The 21,234-nt window shown below is 63.7% G+C and carries 20 protein-coding genes and 1 tRNA gene; 5 read left to right on the plus strand and 16 right to left on the minus strand.

Annotated elements, in window-relative coordinates; all coding sequences use genetic code 11:
- Positions 1-13 precede the first annotated feature (13 nt).
- The 6 genes from V6B15_RS06955 to V6B15_RS06980 form a co-directional block, all read right to left on the minus strand.
- The gene (locus V6B15_RS06955) at positions 14-1,780 is read right to left on the minus strand and encodes a tetratricopeptide repeat protein (RefSeq protein ID WP_334200565.1); all 1,767 of its coding nucleotides are present in this window, start codon (positions 1,778-1,780) and stop codon (positions 14-16) included.
- Positions 1,764-3,131 carry a PEP-CTERM-box response regulator transcription factor gene (gene prsR, locus V6B15_RS06960; protein WP_320180363.1) on the minus strand — a complete coding sequence of 456 codons (1,368 nt, stop codon included), beginning with the start codon at positions 3,129-3,131 and terminating at the stop codon, positions 1,764-1,766. Before prsR ends, V6B15_RS06955 begins: the two co-directional genes overlap by 17 nt.
- Entirely contained in the window at positions 3,131-5,239 is a 2,109-nt protein-coding gene (gene prsK / locus V6B15_RS06965) for an XrtA/PEP-CTERM system histidine kinase PrsK (RefSeq protein ID WP_253516195.1), read from the minus strand. Before prsK ends, prsR begins: the two co-directional genes overlap by 1 nt.
- Positions 5,239-6,624, minus strand: coding sequence for a TIGR03013 family XrtA/PEP-CTERM system glycosyltransferase (locus V6B15_RS06970; RefSeq protein WP_334200566.1), 1,386 nt, complete (start codon positions 6,622-6,624; stop codon positions 5,239-5,241). Before V6B15_RS06970 ends, prsK begins: the two co-directional genes overlap by 1 nt.
- Positions 6,625-6,760: 136 nt before the next feature.
- The gene (locus V6B15_RS06975; protein ID WP_334200567.1) at positions 6,761-7,054 is read right to left on the minus strand and encodes a hypothetical protein; all 294 of its coding nucleotides are present in this window, start codon (positions 7,052-7,054) and stop codon (positions 6,761-6,763) included.
- A gap of 80 nt (positions 7,055-7,134) precedes the next feature.
- Positions 7,135-8,517: a helix-turn-helix domain-containing protein gene (locus tag V6B15_RS06980; RefSeq protein ID WP_334200568.1), complete on the minus strand. Its 1,383-nt coding sequence runs from the start codon at positions 8,515-8,517 to the stop codon at positions 7,135-7,137.
- A gap of 149 nt (positions 8,518-8,666) precedes the next feature.
- On the opposite strand from V6B15_RS06980, the gene V6B15_RS06985 reads away from it, so the two are divergent.
- Positions 8,667-10,265: an isocitrate lyase gene (locus V6B15_RS06985; protein ID WP_334200569.1), complete on the plus strand. Its 1,599-nt coding sequence runs from the start codon at positions 8,667-8,669 to the stop codon at positions 10,263-10,265.
- Positions 10,266-10,285: 20 nt separating this feature from the next.
- The gene (locus V6B15_RS06990; RefSeq protein ID WP_253522912.1) at positions 10,286-10,468 is read left to right on the plus strand and encodes a hypothetical protein; all 183 of its coding nucleotides are present in this window, start codon (positions 10,286-10,288) and stop codon (positions 10,466-10,468) included.
- 83 nt (positions 10,469-10,551) lie between these two features.
- Here the strand turns inward: V6B15_RS06990 and V6B15_RS06995 are convergent, their stop codons facing one another.
- Together V6B15_RS06995 and V6B15_RS07000 are read right to left on the minus strand one after the other, a co-directional pair.
- Positions 10,552-11,883 carry an amidohydrolase gene (locus V6B15_RS06995; protein WP_334200570.1) on the minus strand — a complete coding sequence of 444 codons (1,332 nt, stop codon included), beginning with the start codon at positions 11,881-11,883 and terminating at the stop codon, positions 10,552-10,554.
- A gap of 123 nt (positions 11,884-12,006) precedes the next feature.
- Positions 12,007-13,806: an SLC13 family permease gene (locus V6B15_RS07000; protein ID WP_253516269.1), complete on the minus strand. Its 1,800-nt coding sequence runs from the start codon at positions 13,804-13,806 to the stop codon at positions 12,007-12,009.
- A gap of 289 nt (positions 13,807-14,095) precedes the next feature.
- On the opposite strand from V6B15_RS07000, the gene V6B15_RS07005 reads away from it, so the two are divergent.
- Positions 14,096-14,677 carry a hypothetical protein gene (locus tag V6B15_RS07005; protein WP_334200571.1) on the plus strand — a complete coding sequence of 194 codons (582 nt, stop codon included), beginning with the start codon at positions 14,096-14,098 and terminating at the stop codon, positions 14,675-14,677.
- Between the two features lie 158 nt (positions 14,678-14,835).
- Here V6B15_RS07005 and V6B15_RS07010 read toward each other — a convergent pair.
- The 4 genes from V6B15_RS07010 to efp all read right to left on the minus strand — a co-directional run bounded on the left by V6B15_RS07010 (position 14,836) and on the right by efp (position 16,708).
- Positions 14,836-14,919, minus strand: a tRNA-Leu gene (locus tag V6B15_RS07010).
- 41 nt (positions 14,920-14,960) lie between these two features.
- On the minus strand, positions 14,961-15,782 hold the full coding sequence (locus V6B15_RS07015; RefSeq protein WP_320180370.1) for an inositol monophosphatase family protein: 822 nt from the start codon (positions 15,780-15,782) through the stop codon (positions 14,961-14,963).
- 10 nt (positions 15,783-15,792) lie between these two features.
- Entirely contained in the window at positions 15,793-16,143 is a 351-nt protein-coding gene (locus V6B15_RS07020; protein WP_253516293.1) for a hypothetical protein, read from the minus strand.
- 4 nt (positions 16,144-16,147) lie between these two features.
- On the minus strand, positions 16,148-16,708 hold the full coding sequence (gene efp, locus V6B15_RS07025; protein ID WP_253516300.1) for an elongation factor P: 561 nt from the start codon (positions 16,706-16,708) through the stop codon (positions 16,148-16,150).
- 142 nt (positions 16,709-16,850) lie between these two features.
- Between efp and V6B15_RS07030 the strand changes: the two genes are divergently transcribed.
- Positions 16,851-17,219, plus strand: coding sequence for an elongation factor P (locus tag V6B15_RS07030; protein WP_334200572.1), 369 nt, complete (start codon positions 16,851-16,853; stop codon positions 17,217-17,219).
- Here V6B15_RS07030 and V6B15_RS07035 read toward each other — a convergent pair whose 3' ends face one another.
- Genes V6B15_RS07035 through thiE form a run of 3 tightly spaced genes read right to left on the minus strand, consistent with a single transcriptional unit; the run spans position 17,220 to position 19,838 of the window.
- Positions 17,220-17,909: a M23 family metallopeptidase gene (locus V6B15_RS07035; protein ID WP_334200573.1), complete on the minus strand. Its 690-nt coding sequence runs from the start codon at positions 17,907-17,909 to the stop codon at positions 17,220-17,222.
- Positions 17,910-17,926: 17 nt separating this feature from the next.
- Positions 17,927-19,159: a L,D-transpeptidase family protein gene (locus V6B15_RS07040; protein WP_334200574.1), complete on the minus strand. Its 1,233-nt coding sequence runs from the start codon at positions 19,157-19,159 to the stop codon at positions 17,927-17,929.
- A gap of 55 nt (positions 19,160-19,214) precedes the next feature.
- A complete protein-coding gene (thiE, locus tag V6B15_RS07045) occupies positions 19,215-19,838 on the minus strand; it encodes a thiamine phosphate synthase (RefSeq protein WP_334200575.1) in 624 nt (207 codons plus the stop codon).
- Between the two features lie 77 nt (positions 19,839-19,915).
- On the opposite strand from thiE, the gene V6B15_RS07050 reads away from it, so the two are divergent.
- Positions 19,916-20,305, plus strand: a complete 390-nt coding sequence (locus V6B15_RS07050; protein ID WP_334200576.1) for a hypothetical protein — start codon at positions 19,916-19,918, stop codon at positions 20,303-20,305.
- Positions 20,306-20,310: 5 nt separating this feature from the next.
- On the opposite strand, the gene V6B15_RS07055 is transcribed toward V6B15_RS07050, so the two are convergent.
- Positions 20,311-21,198: a fructose bisphosphate aldolase gene (locus V6B15_RS07055; RefSeq protein WP_334200577.1), complete on the minus strand. Its 888-nt coding sequence runs from the start codon at positions 21,196-21,198 to the stop codon at positions 20,311-20,313.
- Positions 21,199-21,234 lie beyond the last annotated feature (36 nt).

Raw genomic sequence — 21,234 nt, forward strand, 5'->3', positions numbered from 1 at the left:
CTTGTCGAGTTCCTCAGCGCGTGCTCGCGGACACGGAACGGAGTTTCGTTTCAAGCTCGCTTCTTGCCGCCTCCTCGCTTTCGGGCAGCGCATCGATCAAGGCGGCAATCGCCATCGGGTTCATCGGCTGCAGTTCATGCGCCGCGAGCGCGTAATCGAGCGCCGCGTCGTTATCCTCGAGCTCCCCAGCAGCGATGCTGCGCGCAGCAAGCAACCAGGGAACGCGCGCCATTCCGAGAGCCATGGCATGATCGAGCAATTGCACAGCGCGCTCCCAATCCCCTGCGGCCGCGAAAGCATCGGCGAGAAGCGCTGCGGCCTCTGCATTCATGGGATTGTCGCGCACATAGCTCTCGAGCAGACGGCGGGTCTCGGCGGCGTCCCCCTGCGCCGCTGCGAGCCGCAATGTCAGCGGCCATGACCGCCGCACCAGCGCCGATCGTGCATAGGCCGCGCGTGCAGCAGCTTTGTCGCCGCGAGCGAACTCAGCATCGCCGAGAATGGCCTGCGCATCGCCCGAACCGGGAGAGCGCTGCGCGAAACTGCGGGCCCTGCCGACGGCGGCCACGGCATCTTCGCTCGCAATCGCATGGCGAACGTAATCGCGTATCTCCAACCCGCCCATGTCAGGGGAGACGGCAAGCGACGCGCGCGGCGTGAGGCCGGGCAGGACAGCAAGCTCGGACGGACCAAATGCCGCCAGATCGAGGAATTTGGCTGCACGTTCACGCTCGCCAAGCGCCTCGTAGGCCCGACCCACCAGCATGCGCAGGTAGGTCGACCCCGCGCCATTCGACGCGGGCGCAGCGAAGCGATGCACCAATTCGCGTTCACCGCCGCTGCGGTACAGCGCATAGGCGAGCAGATCGCGCACGCGGCGATTGTCGGGTTGGTGCCGGTGGAGGCGATCGAACGTGAGCGCCGCGCTCGCGTGATTCCCATCGTTGAGCGCGATAAGCCCCGAAAGCAGAAGGGCAGAGGCGACATTGTCGCTCGCCAGCCCGGATCGCGCGAGCAAGTCGCGAGCCGATCGAAAGTTTCCACCCCGCGCAGCGATCACCGCCTGGACGAACATGCCGCGCGGAGTGGAGGCCGCGCGCCCACCCTCGGCACGCAGGACCCGTAGCGCGTCGCGCGCACGACCGGCATCTCCAAGCGTGGCGGCGTATTCGACTCTCAGTTCGATATTCTGCGGCTGGCGTTCGAGGGCCCTGCCCAGCAATTCGGCCCCCGCTTCAAGCCCCTGCGCATCGCGTGCGAGCTGCCCGCGAAAACGCAGCGCTTCGGCATCATTCGGATCAATCGACAATGCGCGTTCGGCGGCGGCGATGGCTTCGAATTGCTCGCCTCCACGATACCGCAGGCGACCGATGTCAACCCACAGCCCGGCATTGTCCGGTTCGACCCGATAGGATCGGTCGAAGGCGGCCCCCGCTGCGGGTAGATTGCCTTCCGCCATTTCGAGACGGCCCAGCAATTGGAAGCCTGCCGCGGCGCTGCCCTCCGAAAACTCGCCCGGGCCGAGCCACTCACGCGCAACCCCCAGATCGCCCGTCAAGAGCGCGCTTTCGCCGAACAGCGCTGCAAGCTCCTCGCGCGGAGTGCCTGTCGCGAGCGCCTGTTCGAGCTGGACCTGCGCCGCGAGGGCATCGCCCCGCTCCAGCTGGAGCCGCGCCTCCTCCAACAACGGCCGGTCCGACCCTGCCTGCTCGCATCCCGCCAGCGTCGCAAGGGCAAATGCGAGTGCTACGATCAGTCCGGGATCACGCCTGAAGGTCATATTGCTTGAGCAGATCGTACAAGGTCGGCCGGCTGATCCCGAGAAGCTTGGCGGTGTTCGAGATATTGCCTTCGCTGCGGGCGAGCGCCTGCCGGATCATCCGCCGGTCCGCCTGTTCGCGCGCCGCCTTGAGGTTGAGGGCGATATCGCCGCCATCCGCGGCATCCTGCGTCAGGTCCAGATCTTCGGCAGACACCAGTTTGCCATCAGCCATGATAACCGCGCGTTTGATCCGGTTTTCGAGCTCGCGCACATTGCCCGGCCAGCTCCAGCCATCGATTGCCGCCAGCGCATCGGGCGCAAAGCCCTTTACCTGCGGGTTCATCTCCTTGGCGAAGCGCGTGACGAAATGCTTGGCCAGCAGCACTGCATCGCCCGGGCGTTCGGCCAGCGTCGGCACCTTCACGACGATTTCGGCAAGCCGGTAGAACAGGTCTTCGCGGAACGTGCCCGCACCGATCATCGATTCGAGATCCTGATGCGTCGCGCAAACGATGCGCGTGTCGACCGGGATCTGCTTGCGTCCGCCGATCCGCTCGATCGTGCGCTCCTGCAGGAACCGCAGCAGCTTCACCTGCAAGGGCAGCGGGATGTCACCGACCTCGTCGAGGAACAGCGTGCCCCCGTCGGCCAGTTCGATCTTGCCCTCGGTCATCTTGACCGCGCCAGTGAATGCGCCGCGTTCATGCCCGAACAATTCGCTCTCGAGCAGGTTTTCGGGGATCGCCGCGCAATTGATCGCGACGAAAGCGCCGTCGCGGCGGTTGCTCGAATCGTGGACGCCGCGGGCCAGCAATTCCTTGCCCGTCCCGCTTGCCCCGAGCAGCATGACCGAAACATTGGTCGGTGCCACCCGTTCGATCGTCCGCGCAACCTTGGCCATTTCCGGAGCCGCGGTGACCATCGAGCCGAGCACCGTCCGGTCTTCGCCGACCTTTTCCGCGAGACGGCGGTTCTCATTCTCGATCTGATGCAGCCGGTATGCGCGCTGGACGATCAGCCCAAGCGTGTCGATGTCGAGCGGCTTCTGGTAGAAATCGTAAGCGCCCTGCTCCACCGCGCGCAGCGCACTCGCTCGGGCACCATGGCCCGAGGCGACGATAACCTTGGTGTCGGGCTTCATCGCCATGATCGCTTCGAGCACGGCAAAGCCCTCGCTGGTCCCGTCGGGATCGGGCGGCAGGCCGAGGTCGAGCGTGACCACCGCAGGCTCCTCCGAACGCAGGGCAGTCAGCGCTTCCGCACGGGTCCCGGCAATCACGACATCGAAGTCGTCATAGGCCCATTTGAGCTGGGCCTGCAGGCCCTCGTCATCCTCGACGATGAGCAGTTTGGGTTTGGTTTCCCCCATTACGCGACCTCATTCCCCTCTGCCGACTGGCTTCGTCCAATAATGGTTGTCGCCGATTTAAGCGGCAGGCTGATGGTAAACCGCGTCCCCAACCCCTCGCGCGATTCGACATCCAATCGTCCCCCCATCGAGCGGATCAATTCACGTGCCTCGAACGCACCGATGCCGAAGCCTCCGGGCTTCGAGGAGACGAACGGCTTGAACAGGCCGTTGCGCAGGAATTGCGGTGACATGCCGCGCCCATTGTCGATCACCGTCGCCTTGCCCGAAACGCCATCGCTATAGACCTCGAGCATGACCGAACTGTTGGCATCGCTCGCATCGATCGCGTTCTGGATGAGATGCACCAGCGCCTGATCGAGCGCGTCGGGATTGCCCTCGACCGCGACCGGCTCGGTGCGGAGCACCGCCACCGGATGGACCTTGCCCAGCCGTTCGACGGCCTGCCGCGCCGTTTCCGCAAGATCGAACTGGCGTGCTTTCTCGGTTCCCGGCGGACCATAGCGTCCGAGCCGCGCGAGCAGCGTGTTGAGCTTGTCCGCACTGCTGCGCAGCGTCACCAGCATGTCCTTGCGAAACTCGGGCTTGTCGGCATGCTTTTCCGCATTGCGCAGCAGCAGCGACATCTGGCTCGACAGGTTCTTGATGTCGTGCATCACGAAAGCCATGCGGCGATTGAATTCGTCGAAGCGCCCCGCCTCGAGCAGCGCAGCCTGTCCGGCCTGTTCCGCGAGGTAGCTGGCCAGCTGGCGACCGACGACCGACAGCAGATCGAAATCTTCCCAGTCGAGCCGGCGCTCGATCAGCGGGCGCGACAGGATGACGAGGCCGACCAGGCGGTCAAAGTGGAGCAGCGGTACCGCCGCCCAAGCGCGCGGGTCGTTGCGCATCCAGTCGGGCACCGCGGCCTGCTCTCCGCGATGGTCCACCCCGTCGCGCACTTCGTCGAACGCAATGATCAACTCGCTGCTTTCGAGAATGACGCCGAGCGAGGCGGGTGCGGCGCGAGCCGGAATCTCGGCATTCGACCACCGCCAGTTCGCCGCCAGCTCGAAGGAGCCGTCTTCGTCGGGCACGAGCAGGATGCCCGAAGGACTGTCGGTGATATCCGCCAGCGCTTTCACCGTACGTTCCTGCAGGCTGATGTTGTCGAAGCCGGTGGTGCCGATCGTATCGGTGAAGCGAATCCACTCGTTGCGATATTCGTAGCGGTGCTTGAACAGGTGCTTGATCGCCGTGACCCGCAGCCAGCCGCGTAGCCGATCCGACGGGAGCCAGATCAGCGCCAATGCGCTGGCAGTGATGATCAGGCCGACCTGTGTCATCCGCGCGAGATCGCCCGTCAGCATGTCGAGCCAGCGGGCGAGCCCCAGCATCAGGCCGAGATAGCCCCCGATCACCAGCAGCGAGAGAAAGCGGAAGGTCACCGCTCGCGACGGACGGAATTCGAGATCGGGCGACCGGCTGTTGAAGCCCAGCGCGAACGGGACGGCCACCAGGGCGGCAGCCACCCCGCGTAGCGCGGCGAGTTCCCCCGGCAAGGCGCCGGTGATGTAGCCGATCGTAAAGTAATTGAGATCGAAGGCCCACATCCCGGCTAGCGCAGCTGCGTTCCAGCGCAGGATCTGGCGCGAGGAGGCCGCGGCGCCGGCATAGAGATTATGCAGCAGCACCAGCGCGCCCACCGAAACCATCACGCGGAACAGCGCTGCGGTTTCGAAAGTCAGCGCGGTCAGTTCGGGCGTCACCGCATAGCGCCGCGCGATCAGCAGCAGGACGAATTGGAGTACCTCGACAAAGCCCAGGGCGAAGACCGCCGGACGGACCAGTCGCAGCGTCTCGTCGCGCCCGTCATTGGCGAACAGGCGAAAGAGCATGAACAGCCACGCGAGATTGCGGGCGATCTCGGTTAGTTCGACGATCGGCCGGCCCGGCTCGAAACTGGCCGCGGCGAAGCACCAGTTCGCAGTCAGCGCCAGCGCGACGACTGCGGGCGTACGGTCGGCGCGCAGCGTATCGCCTTTGCGCCCGATCCAGATCGCCGCCAGCGCGCAGATGACCGCGCCGATCGAATAGGCGATATAGGAAAAGCTTGCGATCCAGCCCATCAGCGCGCTCCTTCAGGCCAGATGATCACCCGCGCGGTTTGCAGCAGGATAATGATGTCGAGGAAGGGCGTGTAGTTCTTGGCATAATACAGGTCGTATTCGAGCTTCTGGCGCGAATCCTCGACGCTGGCGCCATAGGGATAATTGATCTGCGCCCAACCGGTAATGCCGGGTTTGACCATGTGGCGCTCGGCATAGAATGGCAGTTCCTTCTCGAGATCGACCACGAAAGCGGGCACTTCGGGCCGCGGGCCGACGAAACTCATCTCCCCCTTCAGCACGCTCCACACCTGCGGCAGTTCGTCGATGCGCACGGTGCGGATCAGGCGGCCCACCCGGGTGATGCGTGGATCGTCCTTATCCGCCCATCTGGCCCCATCCGCCTCGGCGTCGGTGCGCATCGAGCGCAGTTTGACGAGCGTGAACTCCTGGCCATAGAGCCCGACCCGGGTCTGGCGGAAGAAGGCGGGCCCCTTGCTTTCCAGCTTCACCAATATGGCGAAGATCGCGACCAGCGGCAGACCGACGATCAGGATCACCAGACTGACGAGAATGTCGAACAGGCGTTTGCCGATACTCGACAATCGCCGCCCGGATGAAAACCCATCGGAAAAGATCAGCCAGCTGGGATTGAGTGTATCCAGATCGACACGGCCCAATTCGCGCTCGAGGAAGCTCGAGAAATCGCTGACCATGACGCCCTTGGTCTTGACCCTCAGCAGGTCCTTGAGCGGCAGTGAATTGCGCCGTTCCTGCAGTGCAAGAACCACTTCGCTCGCCCCTACCCGCTCGACGAACCGGCCGAGGTCCGAAATCGATTCGCGCGGGACCGCGGTACCGATGGTCGGTTCCGATTCCCCCATTGCGACAAAGGCGCCGACCGCAAAGCCGCTGTCGGGGCGGCGCGAAAGCCGTTCAAGCCGCTCCGCCCGCGGGCCCGCGCCGAGCACGAGGATGGTCCGGCGGAATGCCTCCACGCCCAGCATTCTGCTGCCGAGAATCCGGTTGGCTATGAGGAAGGCAATCGCAATGCCCATCGCGTAGAGCAGGACCGAGCGCCACAGCGCCGATCCGGGCAAGAAGAAGTTCATCAGCGAGATCGCCAGCACGCCTAGACTGACCGCGACCAGCAGCCGCGCGGTAGCGAAGCGCATTGATCGCAATGCCTCGGGGCCATAGGTCCCGACCGCGATCATCGCCAGCCAGATCACCCCGGCAAAGCCGCCGATTTCGAGCACGCGATCCGAGAACTGGCCAGCACTGATCCCGATCTGCGCAACGCGCAGCCGCCACGCCGCCTCGCCCGCGAGCGAAAGCAGCATGAGATCGATCAGGGAAAGCAGCACGACATTGTAGGAGATGTAGTGCTTGAACAGGCGGATCATTCAGTCCGGCTCGCGAATTGCTGGTGTCGGAAACCTTGACTAGCAGACAGGGATGAACCGTCGGTAAATTTTACACTTGCACGAAAAAGGGCGAGGAACCCTCAAGCTCCCCGCCCTCCGCTAGCGTTACTTTAATTTAGTTTGTGACGGCTTCTTCCACCGCCTCGCCCGTATTCTGAGCGGCTTCGCCCACCTGGTTGGCGGCTTGGCCGACTTCATTGGCAGCGCCCGCAATGGCATTGTCCTTGGTCACTTCGGCACTGCTCATCTGGTTGATGAAGAGGAAGCCGACGATGGCGACGCCGAGCACCAGCAGGATCAGCACCCAATTGGTACCGCCCCGGCGGCCTTCCCCGTCCGCGACGACCGTATGCGTTGTATGGGTGTTGCCTGCGGCATCGGTGGTTTCGGTAATCCGTTCTTCTGTCATAATTGTGTGCCCCTGCGACTCTAATGAGCTGAAAACGCGGCAAATCCGTCAGCGGTTCCCCGCAAATGGGCGAATGACGCTCAATCGGACGCAAATTCGAACGGCGTAACGCCGCGGCGCGCCGTGTCGAAGGCAAGCTTGCGGCCCGCCGGGGGCAGCGATCGCTGGCTACACCCGACCCGGTGACACCGGGCACACCCGGGACCGATCGGCTGGGCATCGTCGGGTCGCAGTGAAATGCCCCGTGCCTGCGCGAGATCGGCGGCAAGCACCGCTTCGATCCCCACCGCCACGACGAATTGCGCTTCTCCGGGTGCGCCGCTGCCCTCGACCGTGCGCGCCATGGTCAACCACCCGCCGTCGCGGTCGCCCGAATTGTCGAGCGCAACGAACTGCACCTGCAAGTCGCCTGCGCGATCGAAGGCGCGATGGGCGTGCCACAGCGGGCAACTGGCATCGGATTCGACGAACAGCGCGGTGCTGGCCCCGGTAAAGGTCTTGGAGAACTGCCCTGCGCGGTCGAGCCGGACCATGAAGAACGGCAGGCCGCGCTGGCCGACGCGCTGCAGCGTGGTGAGCCGGTGCGCGAGTTGCTCGAAACTGACCCCGAACCGGCGTTCGAGCACCGGGAGGTCGTAGCCGGTGGCCTCGCAGGCGCGCAGGAAACGGCCGTAAGGCATGAGGAGCGCCGCGGCGACATAGCCGTTGAGATGCCGGGCGAACAACGCCCGCGCCACCTCGTCATCGAAGCGTGCCCCCTTCGCGACCGCGTCGATTGCCCCGGCGAATTCAAGCTGCGCGAGCTGAAGCGCGAGCTGGAAGTTGCGCGAGGGAATGCTGAGCATCTCGGAAAGCTGGACCTGCCGTGCATGGAGGTCGAGCCGGCGCAGGCTGTCGGGCAACACATCGCGGGGCAGGATCCGCACCGACAGTTGGTGCCGCTCGCGCAAACGCTCGGTCAGAGCGAGGCCGATATCGCCGCGCGAAAGGCGCATGTCGTCTGCCAGTTCTTCCGCGGCCATGTCGAGATCGGCAAAATGGTTGCGCCACCGCTCGATTTCGCGCCGCGAGGCGGAGAGCGGGTCATCGGTGGCGCCACCCGCCGTGCCTGCCCTGTCGTACAGCCGGGCGAAGGCCGCAGCGGCTTGCGGGGCCAGCGCGAGGAATTCCTGCAGCTCCTCGCGGTCGATCCCGAGGTCGGCAAAGCGTTCATCGGCGAAGCGCCGCGCCAATCCGTCGATCCCGCCGATCGCCTCGTCCTCGCGCAGCGATCGCGGATCGAAGTCGAACTGCTCGACCAGCTGCATCATCACCCGCGCGCTGACCGGTCGCTGATTGCGCTCGATCAAATTGAGGTAGCTCGGGGAAATGTCGAGCCGTGCGGCAGTGGCAGCCTGTGTCAGCCCCTCCCGCTTGCGCAAGCGGCGGAGCGCCGGTCCGGCGAAGAGCGCCTCTTCGGTCATTTGTAACTTTCTTTTCAGCTTTACAGGCGTGGTAGCCTCAAGGCGCCACTCTAGACAAGTTTCTTTGTAAATTTTCCTGTCATCCCGCACCCAGGTGCGACAGAACAGGGTCAACGATTACGCCCCCAATACGACAAGGAGTGTCCCCCGTGACCTATTCGGACCGGATCAGTGAACTGAATGAAACCATCGCCGCCAACGGTGCGCCCTGGGGTGCCATCGATGCCGAGAGTGCTGCGCGGATGGTCGTCCAGAACCGCTTCCGCACCGGTCTCGACATCGCTCGCTACACTGCGAAGATCATGCGCGAGGACATGGAAGCCTATGACCGCGACCCGGCGAACTACACGCAATCGCTCGGCACGTGGCACGGGTTCATCGCGCAGCAGAAGATGATCTCGATCAAGAAGCATTTCGGCAATACCAAGCGCCGTTACCTGTACCTGTCGGGCTGGATGGTTGCCGCGCTGCGCAGCGAATTCGGTCCGCTGCCCGACCAGTCGATGCACGAAAAGACCAGCGTCCCCAACCTGATCGAGGAACTCTACACCTTCCTCAACCAGGCGGATGCCCGCGAACTGGGCGGCCTGTTCCGCGAACTCGATGCGGCGAAGGAAGCCAACGACGCGGTCAATACGCAGCGCTTGATCAAGGAAATCGACGAGCACGAAACGCACGTCGTGCCGATCATCGCCGATATCGACGCCGGTTTCGGCAATGCCGAGGCGACCTATCTGCTCGCCAAGAAGATGATCGAAGCCGGTGCCTGCGCGCTGCAGATCGAGAACCAGGTGTCCGACGAAAAGCAGTGCGGTCACCAAGACGGCAAGGTCACCGTGCCGCATGAGGAATTCCACCAGAAGATCCGCGCGATCCGCTATGCCTTCCTCGAACTGGGCGTTCCCGAAGGGATCATCGTCGCCCGCACCGACAGCCTCGGCGCCGGCCTGACCAAGTCGATCGCCTATTCGAAGGAACCCGGCGACCTCGGCGACCAGTACAACAGCTTCCTCGATTGCGACGAAGTCGATGCCGGCGACATCAAGAACGGCCAGGTCTTCATCAGCCGCGACGGCAAGCTGCTGGCGCCCAAGCGCCTGCCCAGCAACCTGTACCAGTTCCGTCCCGGAACCGGCGAAGACCGCTGCGTGCTCGACTGCATCACCGCGCTGGAAGCAGGGGCCGACCTGCTGTGGATCGAAACCGAGAAGCCGCATGTCGAGCAGATTGCGGGCATGGTCGACCGGGTTCGCGAAGTGATCCCCAATGCCAAGCTGGTCTACAACAACTCGCCCAGCTTCAACTGGACGCTCAACTTCCGCCAGCAGGTCTATGACGCCTGGGCCGAAGCGGGCAAGGACGTGTCGGCCTTCGATCGCGACAGGCTGATGAGCATCGATTACGACGGCACCGAACTCGCCGCCGAAGCCGACGAGAAGATCCGCACCTTCCAGGCCGATGCCGCGAAGCGTGCCGGTATCTTCCATCACCTGATCACGCTGCCGACCTATCACACGGCCGCGTTGAGCACCGACAATCTCGCCAGGGAATATTTCGGCGAACAGGCGATGCTCGGCTACGTCAAGAACGTGCAGCGCGAGGAAATCCGCCAGGGTATCGCTTGCGTGAAGCACCAGAACATGGCTGGCTCGGACATGGGCGACGACCACAAGGATTACTTTGCCGGCGAAGCGGCCCTGAAGGCCGGCGGCAAGGACAATACCATGAACCAGTTCGCTGCCGCCTAAGGAGAGGAAGGATGACGACCATGACAGACGACACTCCGAAGACCGAACCGGGCCGCGCCCGGGCGCTGTTCTCGACCGCCGATTTCCGCCTGCTGCGCACCGCGCTGACGCATTATGCGCGGGCCACCGAGGATCGTGAGGAGCTGGCGAAGATCAACGCGCTGCACCACCGCCTCGGCACCTACGTCCCCGCGGACGGCTGACCTGACACCAAGTTCTCCTGGGGAGGAGAATAGGCCGTCGGAGTGTCCCCAACGCTCCGGCGGCCACATTTTTGCCTGCTGCCCTAGCTGCCGGTGCGCGGCATCAGGTCGATCGCACTGCTGGCCAGCGCCTCGGCCCCGGTTGCGATCACCTTTTCCGCATCGGGAGCCCAGTAGGGCGAATGAAGCGAAGGCAGCGACGTGCCGTCGTTCTTCAGCGCGTCGAGCATCGGCTGCGGGGTGCCGCTGATCCAGAAGATCATCGACTTGATATCCTCGGGCGCGGCGCGGCGGAACTGGCTGAAATCCTCGCCCCCCATGACCGCGGGCCATTCCATTACCCGGTTCTCGCCGAAGCGCTGCTTGAACCCGGCTGCGATGCTCTCGCTGAATTCGGGATCGTTGAAGGTGGACGGGGTATAGGGATTCTCGACCGTCACTGTGGGCATCAAATCGTCAGGCAATCCCGCAGTGATCGCCTCGCCGCGCGCGACCCGGCGGATCCCGTCGAGCAGCAGCTGGCGGCTCTCGTCCGAATAGCTGCGCACGGTGAGCTGCAGCTTGGCTTCATCGCTGATGATATTGTGCTTGGCGCCCGCATGGAAGCTGCCCACCGTGATGACCGCCGGATCGAGCGGCGAGGAATTGCGGCTGACGACGGTCTGGAGCTTCATCACGATTGCGCTGGCGAGCACGATGGGATCGCGCGTGGTGTGCGGATAGGCGCCATGCCCGCCGACACCCTTCACCGTGATGTCGACGCTGTCGACATTGGCCAGGGCATAGCCCGGCGTATAGCCGATGGTGCCTGCCCGCGCGGGCGCTGCGGCATCGTGGAACGCCAGCGCATAGTCGGGCTTGGGGAAGCGGGTATAGAGCCCGTCCTCGATCATCGCGAGCGCGCCCAGGCCGATTTCTTCGGCCGGCTGGAGCACCATGACCAGCGTGCCCTGCCACTTGTACTTGTGATCGACCAGCAGCTGCGCCGCACCGATGAAGCCCGCCATATGCGTATCGTGCCCGCAGGCATGCATGACCCCGGTGGTGACCCCGCTGGCGGGGGTGGCGGTTACGGTCGATGCGTAAGGCAGGCCGGTCTGCTCGACCACCGGGAGCCCGTCCATGTCGGCGCGCAGCAGGACGGTCGGCCCCTCCCCATTGGTCATCACCGAAACCACCCCCGTCCGGCCGACCCCTTCGGTTACTTCGAAGCCGAGATCGCGCATCCGCTTCGCCAGCTTGGCCGCGGTCTCATGCTCTTCGAAACTCAGTTCGGGGTTCGCATGGAGATCGCGGTAAAGCTCCATCAGGCCGGGCATGTCCTCGGTTAGATCGCTGCGCAGATCATTGGCCTGCGCGGGTGCGGCCAGCACCATTGCGAGCGCGGCAAGGCTTGTTGGAACGGTTTTGGACATGGGTTCTGGTCTCCCTACACGATGGACCACATGGAACAGGGTCCATGGGCAAACTTCGCCGCCGCTGTAGCGCGGTGGTTTTCCGGAACGCCTATCTTGCAGACCCAGCTGCCGTAGGAAAGCCTACAGCCCGTAGGTTACCACCAGCGCGAGCGAGAGCATGGTGACCATGATCAGCACCAGCGGGACCCCGGTCCGGACGTAATCTTTGAACTCGTACGAACCCTCGGCCATGATCAGCATATTAGTCTGATAGGCGATGGGGGTCGCGTAACACAGGTTGCAGCCGAACAGCACGGCAAGCACCAGCGGTTCGGGCGGCAGGTCCAGCTTGCTGGCGATGGCGAAAGCAATCGGCGTGCCGACGGTGGCTGCAGTCGCATTGGACGCGAAATTGGTGAGGAAGGTCATCGCCAGCATGATCGCCGCCAGCGCGGCAGCAGGCGAGAGATAATCGAGTCCCACTGCCATGACCGTCCCGATCCAGTCGGCCGCGCCGCTGTCGAGGATGATCCGGCCAAGCGCGATGCTGGCTGCGACCAGCACAATGACGCTGCCCGACAGCCCGCGCCCGACCCGGTCGAACTTCACGCAGCCGGTCACGAACATCAGGATGGCGCCCGCGAGCGAGGCAATCGCGATCGGGATCAGCCCGACCGAGGCAAGCGCGATCGAACCACCCATGATCACCGCCGACAGCGTGGCCTTCGAACGGCGCGGCAGTTCGCGCATGCCTTCGAGCTGCAACAGGCTGTCGGCGCGGGCGAAATGCTGCATGTCGTCAGGCAGGCCCATAACCAGCAGCACATCGCCCTCGGCGAAGCGCAGATCGCCGCCTTCGGAAAACTGTTCCTTCTCGCCCACGAGCCGTTCGGGGCGATGCGTCCCGATCACCGCGACGCCATAGAGATCGGCGATGCCCGAACTGGGCAGCGTCCGTCCGATCAGGCGCGAATCCGCCGTCACGATCATCTCGCCGACCGCGATGTCGGTGCCGGTCTCGCCCGAGCGGCGCCGGATACGGTCGATCACCCAGCTGGGCGCCGCATCGCCGCGCAAGGTCGCCATGGCTTCCTCGATCGCTTCATGCGTGCCGGTCATGCGCAGGCGGTGCTGTGGGCGCAGCAGGCCCACGGGCACTTCGTGGAACTCGATCCCCGATGGCAGGCGCGATCCCAGGTCAGACAATTCGCGTCCGTTGAGAATCGAGTTTTCGGTAACGCGCAGCCGCGTCTCGAACAACCGCTGGGCGTGGACTGCCTCGATGCGGTTGTCACCGAGCAGGCGTGGCATGACGATCCATACGAAGGGCAGCGCGACCAGCGATGCGACCAGCACGATCGGCGTGAAGTGGAACACGCCCATTTCGGGCATGCCCAGATCCACCGCGATCGATACCACGAGAATATTGGTCGAGGTGCCGATGGTCGTCGCCATGCCCCCCATCAGCGAGGCGGCGTTGAGTGGGATCAGCGTTTTCGAGGCAGCCATCGCGCCGCGCATGGCGAGATGCACGAAGATCGGCATCAGCAGCACCAGCACCGGCGTATTGTTGACCCCCATCGACAGCAGGAAGGTGATCACCAGCGAGAACAGCAGCCCGAGCTGGAGGTTGATCTTGAACAATCGCTCGAGAAATCGCGCCGCCGGATCGAGCGCGCCGGTAACCACCAGCCCCCGCCCCATGATCATCAGCGCGCAGATCGTGATCAGCGCGTAATGACCGAAACCGGAGAAGGCGAGGCTCAGGCCATCGGTCGGCTGGGTGTCCGGCAGCGGGAAGAAATACAGCCCGACCGCAATCACCGCGATCGTCATCAGCGAGATGATCTCGACCGACATGCGCCCGCGCGCGAAGGCAATGAACATCGCGATGGTAATGCCCATCGCGGCGATTGCATGGTAGGAAGGAACCCCGATCATCCGACCGCCGAAATCCCAGTTTATCCTGCGATACGCAAGGATTTAGTTTGGTACCCCTGGCCGAAGTGCCTGAATTCTATCGCAGCAGCGCTTTGCTGATGTCCAACCTACCATAGCACCCCACGGAAACCCGCCGCATCCCGCATGGCGATGTCCAACCATTGTGTTTGCGATTTGATGGATTGCCCAGCCCGAATTGAAATGTCGGCTTTCCTGCAGATCCCAATGTTGGTCTTTGACTGAAATTGGGGTGGAAAGCGGAAATCGCGAAAGCTAGACAAACGAGGCTATGAACCACCCTCAGATGCTCACTGAAATTGACGTCAGCCAGCTTGCAGACGCCTTCCCCATGTCGATGAGGACAAACGCGGTCGAAGCCGGAAAGGTGGTCCATGGCCTTCTTGATCCACGACAATGGGCCAAACAAGTGAGCCTTCTAGTTGGCGGAGAGAAAATACTCGTGCCGCGACGGCTGCGATATAGCGAGGCCCAAAGCGCATCCTCGAACGACGGCCGCATCGCGCAAATGGCCGCCTGTCTCCAAACTCAGAGTTCCAACGGCTTTGACCGGCAGCGTGCTTTGCGATCACTTCTACCCGCGGTGCAGCCATGGTCTGCACCCTTTGTGGTAACCCTGATCGGTGAGTATGTCGTCGAGATCATCGAGGACATCGCAGGTGCGACCACTCCGTCAAATGTTGACGCGATGATCTCATTTATCTCCGAAAATTGTGACTATTGGGAACTGACTAAGCAGCGCGTGGCCAGTTACTGGAATGCCTACTACAGACATAAATTCACAAAGCTGAATTACCCCGGATTTCAGCTAGTGAGGACACTTGAGACTAGCCTACGCGCACGCGCTGCATGATGTCCGGTTTCGGGTCGTTAGCGGCCATTCCGCTTTTGGTCGGGGCTCACGCGAATCTTCTAGCAGGCAGCCTGACCTTGGCTTGCCCTACCTGCGACCCCAGTTGATTGTCCAACCTTCACGAAATCACCAAAAATCAGGCGATTAGATAATTGTTTTGGTACCCCTGGCCGGACTCGAACCGGCACTTCAAAGAAACTCGATTTTGAGTCGAGCGCGTCTACCAATTCCGCCACAGGGGCACTGGGTCGGGCGCGGGGATTAGCCGCGCCCCGTGCAGGCATCAAGCCTTCAGCGCATTCGCCAGCAATTTGTGCAGCTTCGAATGCAGCGCGTCATTGGCCGCGAGGACCTGCTTGGCATGGATCGGCTGCGAACGGCCGCGGAAATCGGATACGAACCCGCCCGCTTCGCGCACGATCAGGCAGCCGGCGGCCGTATCCCAATCGTTGAGATCGCTTTCCCAGAAGCCATCGAACCGGCCTGCGGCGAGCCACGCCAGATCCAGCGAGGCGGCGCCGTAGCGGCGAATACCCGCGACCTGCGGACCGATGGCCGCAAAGATCTTCGACCATTCGCTGAAGTTGCCATGTCCCTGGAAGGGAATGCCGGTGGCGACCAATGCTTCGGACAGACCGCGGCGTGCGGACACGCGCAGGCGTCCGTCATGCAGCCAGGCCCCGCGGCTCTTTTCGGCCCAGAAGGTCTCGTCGGTGACCGGGTTGTAGATCACCGCGGCGCTGACGTCGTCCCAGCCGCCGCCGCCAAGCTTGGGTTCCTGCACCGCGATGCTGATCGCGAAATGCGGGATGCCGTGGAGGAAGTTGCTGGTGCCGTCGAGCGGATCGACGATCCAGCGCGGCTTGTTTGCGTCACCTTCGATGATGCCCGCCTCTTCCATCACGAAACCCCAGTCGGGCCGAGCGGCGAGCAGTTCGTCATAGATCGTGCGTTCGGCGATGCGGTCGGCCTTGGAAACGAAATCGGCCGGCCCCTTGCGGCTGACCTGGAGGTGCTCGACCTCGCCGAAATCGCGCCGCAAGCGACCACCCGCCTTGCGCGCGGCCTTCTCCATTACGCGGATGACACCCGATAGAACGGCCATGGAAACTCTCTTATTCGGTCAGGACGCGGATCGAACGCGCCTGCAGGTGGATATCGCCCCACTCGCAGGCCATGTCGAACTTCGTGCCCTCGATATTGAAGGACTGGATGGCGAAACGACGCTTGGTTTCGCCTGCATTTTCAGCGCGATCGAGACCCAGCTTCGAAATCCCGGCGAACTTGAGCAGGCCGGGGTGGAAGCAGCAGTCTTCGTCGGCGCCCGGCGCTTCGTAGTCGGGATGCGCTTCCTCGAGGCAGAAATCCATTTCCAGCGTCAGCTCGTCATCGTTGATGATGACCGCGCGCAGAACGCTGCGGGTGATGTCGATGTTCTCGAACCGGCTGGCGATGGATTTGCCCATGAGCTTACGCCTTGCCGACGTAGGACTGTTCGTAGACGTCGACGATGATCCGCGTGCCGCTTTCGATATGCGGCGGGACCATAATGCGCACGCCATTGTCGAGCACCGCGGGCTTGTAGCTGGACGAGGCGGTCTGCCCCTTCACCACGGCATCGGCCTCGACGATTTCGGCTTCGATCTGGGCGGGAAGTTCGACCGAGATGGGCTTTTCTTCCCACAGCTCGAGCTTCACCTGCATGCCGTCCTGCAGGAAGGCGCGCGCGTCGCCGAGCAGGTCGCTCGGCAGGGTGATCTGTTCGTAGGTGCTCTGGTCCATGAACACGAGCATGTCGCCATCCTCGTAAAGGAATTGATACTCCGCCGTATCGAGACGCACCTTTTCGACCGTGTCCGCGCTGCGGAAGCGGACATTGGTCTTGCGGCCGTCCTGCAGGTTCTTCATTTCGACCTGCATGTAGGCCCCGCCCTTGCCCGGCTGCGTGTGCTGGATCTTGGCGACCTTCCAGATGCCGGTTTCATATTCGATGATGTTGCCCGGACGGATGTCCACGCCGCTGATCTTCATGGGGAAGCTACCTTCGACTTGTAAAAGAGCAGGCCGCCCGTCGGGCGGTTGTGTGCGGCGCGCCTTAGCCGAGCGAGGCCGCGCGGGCAAGCGAGTGGAAAACCGCGGTCGGCGTTGCTATATGCATCGTCGGACGGATGATATGAAACAGCTTACAAAACTTACCCTGCTCGCCGCGCTCGCGGGCCTCGCTCACGGACCTGCCATGGCGCAGGGGCGGCTGCTGCTGCTCGACCAGGGCGAATATGTCTGCGCGCTTCCCGGCGATGCGAGCGGCGCTGCGTGGGTCGAACAGGAGGGCCGCGATTTCGCCATTACCGGCGGGTCGAGCTATCGCACCCTGCGCGGTGCCGGCACCTATCTGATGGAAGGCAAGCTGGTCACTTTCACCCGCGGCCCGATGCGCGGCACCAAGATGATGCGGCTGGGGTCCGGCCTGCTGCAGGAAGTCGGGCGTGACGGCAAGCTGGGCCGTTTGCGCTGCCACCGCGTCGGCCCGACCAGCGGCTGACTAATCGGCGGTTAGCAGCGGGTAGGGATTGACCGCATTGGCGGGCTCCCACCATTCGGCATCCGCGGTCGTCTGCAAGATTGCGAAATGCAGGTGCGGGGCCTCGGCAGAGGCATTGCCCGAACTACCCACCATGCCCAGCCGCTGGCCGCGGCGGACGCGCTGCCCTTCGCGCAGCCCCTCGGCATAGGCATCGAGATGCGCGTAGTAATAGATCGTCTCGCCATCGGTCGAGCGAACGTAGATCGTATTCCCCCCGGCTTTCGAGCGGAACAGCTTCTCGATCGTGCCGGGCGCGGAGGACAGCACGCTGGTGCCCTTCGGCGCCATGATGTCGAGCGCTTCGTGCAGGCGCGTACCGCCGCCGCGCGAATCGCTGTATGTATCGGTAAGATCGGCGGGGCGGATATTCTGCACCGGGATCAGCAATTGGCGCAACTGCGCCGCGCTGGGCGCCGCCGCCAATTGCGCATCGAGCGCACCGACCGCCAGCACATCGCTATCCGTAGCCGTTCCATCGGATGACGTGTCGCTCGCGCTCGGGCTCGGCGCGGCTTCAGCGGGCCGCGTCGCTTCACGCTGGCCGGTGCTGGTTGCGTTCTCGATCAGGCTGCCACCCGCAACGATCCAGATCGCGCTGGTGATGGTGGCCGTTACGACGATGGTCAGGATGCGGTCGACGAGGTTCATGGGGTCACCCTAACCGCTCAGGCTTCGAAAAGCACCTTTGTCGATTGCGACACCATCCCGGCAAGCCGCGCCGCGTCCCAATTGGTCAGCCGGACGCAGCCGCTGCTCTGCGCGCGCCCGATGGTTTCCGGATCGGGGGTGCCATGGATGCCGTAATGTTCCTTGCTGAGATCGATCCAGACGATACCGACCGGCGAATTCGGCCCCGGTGCCAGCGTATAGGTTTCGCCGTCTCCATTGCCGAGCACTTCGGGATCGTAGCTGTAGGGCGGGTTGTAGGCTTCGCCGACGATGTCCCATTCACCCAGCGGGAGCGGAAACTCGCTCGACCCCGAGCTGACAGTGAACAGAGCGATCAGCTTGTCGCCCTGATAGGCTTTCAGCGTCTTGCCCGCCTTGCTGACTACGATGCGGTCGACCGAAGGCTGTTCGGACCCGACGCCAAGCGAAGCGAGCGTGCGCTGCCAGCCGCTATCCTCGACCGAACGCGGCGCGATCCGGTCGGCGCCGATATTGGGCACGCGGATCTGCTGGCCCGCGGCAAAAAGGCTGGTCGTTGCGGCGCTTGGTGAGTCGGGACCGCTGGCCTGCGGAGTGGGCGATGCGGTGGGGGTGGCGCTGGCCGAAGTCGTGGATTCGGTCCCGCCCATCCCCGCAGGCTTGCCGCCGGGATTGAGCTGTTCGAGCACTTCCACAGTCGTATGGAAACGCTCCGCCAGCCGTTCGTCGAGCGAAGTGTAGCCGAGCCGTTCCAGCTTGGCCTTCTCCGCTACATCCTCGGGCATGTCGGTATAGCTCGACTCGCCCCAGGCTGCCGGGATCGTCACCACCCGCGTGGCGGGGATGCGGTCCCATTCGGACAGCGCGCCCTTGGTCGCTTCGTCGAGCTTTCCGGTGACGGTGAGGTCATTCGCTTCCTGGAACCCGCGCAGCGCGTTTTCGGTGCTCATGCCCATCTTGCCGTCGATGACGCCGGGACCGAAGCCCACGCGGTCGAGCACGACCTGCGCCTGCATGATCGGGCGCACTTCGGGATCGGGAATGTCGGTCGTTTGCGTCTGATCGCCCGACGCATCGTCGTTCGATGCCATCGTATCGGCATGGTTGTCCGCGCCATAGGTCTCGTAGCCGACATCGTCCCCGCTCTCGGCGCTGGCGACGCTATCGGTATCCTGGTCCTCGTCGGACCCTTGTGTGCCGCAGGCAACCAGGGCGAGCGATGAAACGGCGGCGAGAATAAGGGTGCGCATGAGGGGACCTCTCCTGAAATTACGGGACGCGACCGCCCCTTTCAGAATAGCCAACTCACGCGGCGGCGATTTGCTCCTTGAAGGCTTTCACCGCAGCCGCTTCGTCACCGTTCCAGATCGCCCCGGACACGGCGAGGAAATCGGCCCCGGCCTCGACCAGCGGCTGGCAATTGGCGGGCGTTATCCCGCCGATCGCGACGCAGGGAATCTCGAACAGATTGCTCCACCATTCGAGGATTTCGAGTTCGGGACGATGTTCGCTCGCCTTGGTCGTACTGTCGAAGAAAGCGCCGAAGGCGACATAGTCCGCGCCCGCTTCGCCCGCTTCCATGGCGAAATGCTTCGACGCATGGCAGGTCACGCCGATCTGCGCCTCGCGGCCCAGTTCCTCGCGCGCATCGCGCGGCTCGCCGTCGCCCTGCCCCAGGTGCACACCATCGGCACCAAGCCGTTTGGCCAGCGCGATATCGTCATTGACGATGAAGGCGACGTCATGCGCCGCGCAGATCGCCTGTAGCGGCGCGGCCAACCGGGCCGCCTCGTGCTGGTCGATCCCCTTCACACGGAACTGGAAGGCGGTAACCAGCCCGGGGCCCGCCTCTATCGCGCGCTCGAGCCGCTGGGGGAAATCGCCCGATACGTCGAGCGGCGAGATAAGATACAATTGGCAATCGGTCATCGGGCCGCCCTAATGCGCCCGACGGGTTTCGTCACCTGTTCAGGCAGGTGAAAGCGGCGGCGCGTTCTATCGCCTGCATGAAAACCCTTCTCGCCTCCCTTATGCTCACCCCGCTCGCCGCCTGCGCGGTGATTCCCGACACGCCGCGTGCCAATGGCGACGCTGCCTCGCAAGGTAGCGCGGTCGCCATCGGTCAGCCGGTATGGACGGGCGATACGATCCTGACGCCGCTGGCGGTCACCGAGGACAGCCGCTGCCCGATCAATGCGCGCTGCGTCTGGGCGGGTAAGCTGACCGTCTCTACCCGCATCGCCGCCACCCACTGGGCGCAGACTGCCCCGCTCACGCTGGGCGAACCCTATGAAGTGATGGGACGGACCTATGTGCTGGCAGCGGCCACGCCCGGGCAAACCACCGACCGGGAAATCCCGGCCGGCGAATATCGCTTCACATTCGAAAAGCGCTGAACGCCTCAGGCCACGCTGGCGGCCTGGATCTTGTCCATTGCGGCCGACAGCGTCGCATCGAATTCGGCATCGTCCTGCGCGGCGCGCAGGTCCTGCAGCAGACCGCGGCTGAAGCTGGCGATCATGCCGGGGTTCTTGGCCAGCTCGCGGCAGGCGTCGTCGGTCGAATAGCCACCCGAAAGCGCGACCACGCGCAGCACCTTGGGATGGTTGGTCAGCCCGCCATAAAGCCCCGCTTCCTTGGGGATCGACAGCTTGAGCATGACCTGCTGGCCTTCGGGCAATGCCACGAGGCCTTCCTCGATGGCTTCGAGCATGATCTTCTCGCCCTCCGCGCGGTCGGCGGCGGTGATGTCGTATTCGGGTTCGAGCATCGGGACGAGACCGCAGGACAGGATCCGCGCGCCTTCGGCGAACTGCTGCCGGACGGCTTCCTTGATGCCGACGGGGTTGGCTGACTTGATGACAGAGCGCATCTTGGTGCCGAACACGCCGAGTTCGCGCGCGCGGTTGCACATCGCTTCAAGGCCGGGATTGGGCTTCATCAGCTGCGCGCCGTCGCGTTCGTCCTCGAGCCCCTTGTCGACCTTGAGGAAGGGCACGATGCCGCGTTCCTTGAGACGCGCGGGCACGCTCTTGCCGCCGCTCGTCCCGTCCATGGTCTTTTCGAACAGGATCGCGCCGATGACCTTGCCATTGCCGAAGCAGGGGCTTTCGATGATCCGCTGGCGCATTTCGTGGATCAGGCCGAACATCTCGTGTTCAGTGGTCCAGGCATCCTCGGCAACACCGTAACCGGCCAGCGCCTTGGGGGTCGAACCGCCCGACTGGTCGAGCGCCGCGATAAAGCCCTGGCCCTCGGCAATACGCGCCTTCATTTCATCGAAAGTCATCTGGAAAACCCCGTCGCTGGTAGTGGTACTGCAATC

Origin of the sequence: Qipengyuania sp. Mu-71 (genome assembly GCF_036867055.1) — a bacterium.
GTDB lineage: Bacteria > Pseudomonadota > Alphaproteobacteria > Sphingomonadales > Sphingomonadaceae > Qipengyuania > Qipengyuania profunda.

Coding starts and splice junctions, on each gene's coding strand:
- V6B15_RS07035 (WP_334200573.1), bottom strand. CDS start 17,909: ATGAACCTCGTCGACCGCATCCTGACCATCGTCGTAACGGCCACCATC.
- V6B15_RS07020 (WP_253516293.1), bottom strand. CDS start 16,143: ATGGGCAAATCCATCGCCAGCCGGTTCGAGAACATCGACATCACCCGC.
- V6B15_RS06975 (WP_334200567.1), bottom strand. CDS start 7,054: ATGACAGAAGAACGGATTACCGAAACCACCGATGCCGCAGGCAACACC.
- V6B15_RS07000 (WP_253516269.1), bottom strand. CDS start 13,806: ATGATCGGGGTTCCTTCCTACCATGCAATCGCCGCGATGGGCATTACC.
- V6B15_RS07055 (WP_334200577.1), bottom strand. CDS start 21,198: ATGACTTTCGATGAAATGAAGGCGCGTATTGCCGAGGGCCAGGGCTTT.
- V6B15_RS06990 (WP_253522912.1), top strand. CDS start 10,286: ATGACAGACGACACTCCGAAGACCGAACCGGGCCGCGCCCGGGCGCTG.
- V6B15_RS07015 (WP_320180370.1), bottom strand. CDS start 15,782: ATGGCCGTTCTATCGGGTGTCATCCGCGTAATGGAGAAGGCCGCGCGC.
- V6B15_RS06995 (WP_334200570.1), bottom strand. CDS start 11,883: ATGTCCAAAACCGTTCCAACAAGCCTTGCCGCGCTCGCAATGGTGCTG.
- V6B15_RS07050 (WP_334200576.1), top strand. CDS start 19,916: ATGAAAACCCTTCTCGCCTCCCTTATGCTCACCCCGCTCGCCGCCTGC.
- V6B15_RS06955 (WP_334200565.1), bottom strand. CDS start 1,780: ATGACCTTCAGGCGTGATCCCGGACTGATCGTAGCACTCGCATTTGCC.
- V6B15_RS07030 (WP_334200572.1), top strand. CDS start 16,851: ATGAAACAGCTTACAAAACTTACCCTGCTCGCCGCGCTCGCGGGCCTC.
- V6B15_RS07005 (WP_334200571.1), top strand. CDS start 14,096: ATGAACCACCCTCAGATGCTCACTGAAATTGACGTCAGCCAGCTTGCA.
- prsR (WP_320180363.1), bottom strand. CDS start 3,131: ATGGGGGAAACCAAACCCAAACTGCTCATCGTCGAGGATGACGAGGGC.
- V6B15_RS06970 (WP_334200566.1), bottom strand. CDS start 6,624: ATGATCCGCCTGTTCAAGCACTACATCTCCTACAATGTCGTGCTGCTT.
- prsK (WP_253516195.1), bottom strand. CDS start 5,239: ATGGGCTGGATCGCAAGCTTTTCCTATATCGCCTATTCGATCGGCGCG.
- V6B15_RS07040 (WP_334200574.1), bottom strand. CDS start 19,159: ATGCGCACCCTTATTCTCGCCGCCGTTTCATCGCTCGCCCTGGTTGCC.
- thiE (WP_334200575.1), bottom strand. CDS start 19,838: ATGACCGATTGCCAATTGTATCTTATCTCGCCGCTCGACGTATCGGGC.
- V6B15_RS06980 (WP_334200568.1), bottom strand. CDS start 8,517: ATGACCGAAGAGGCGCTCTTCGCCGGACCGGCGCTCCGCCGCTTGCGC.
- efp (WP_253516300.1), bottom strand. CDS start 16,708: ATGAAGATCAGCGGCGTGGACATCCGTCCGGGCAACATCATCGAATAT.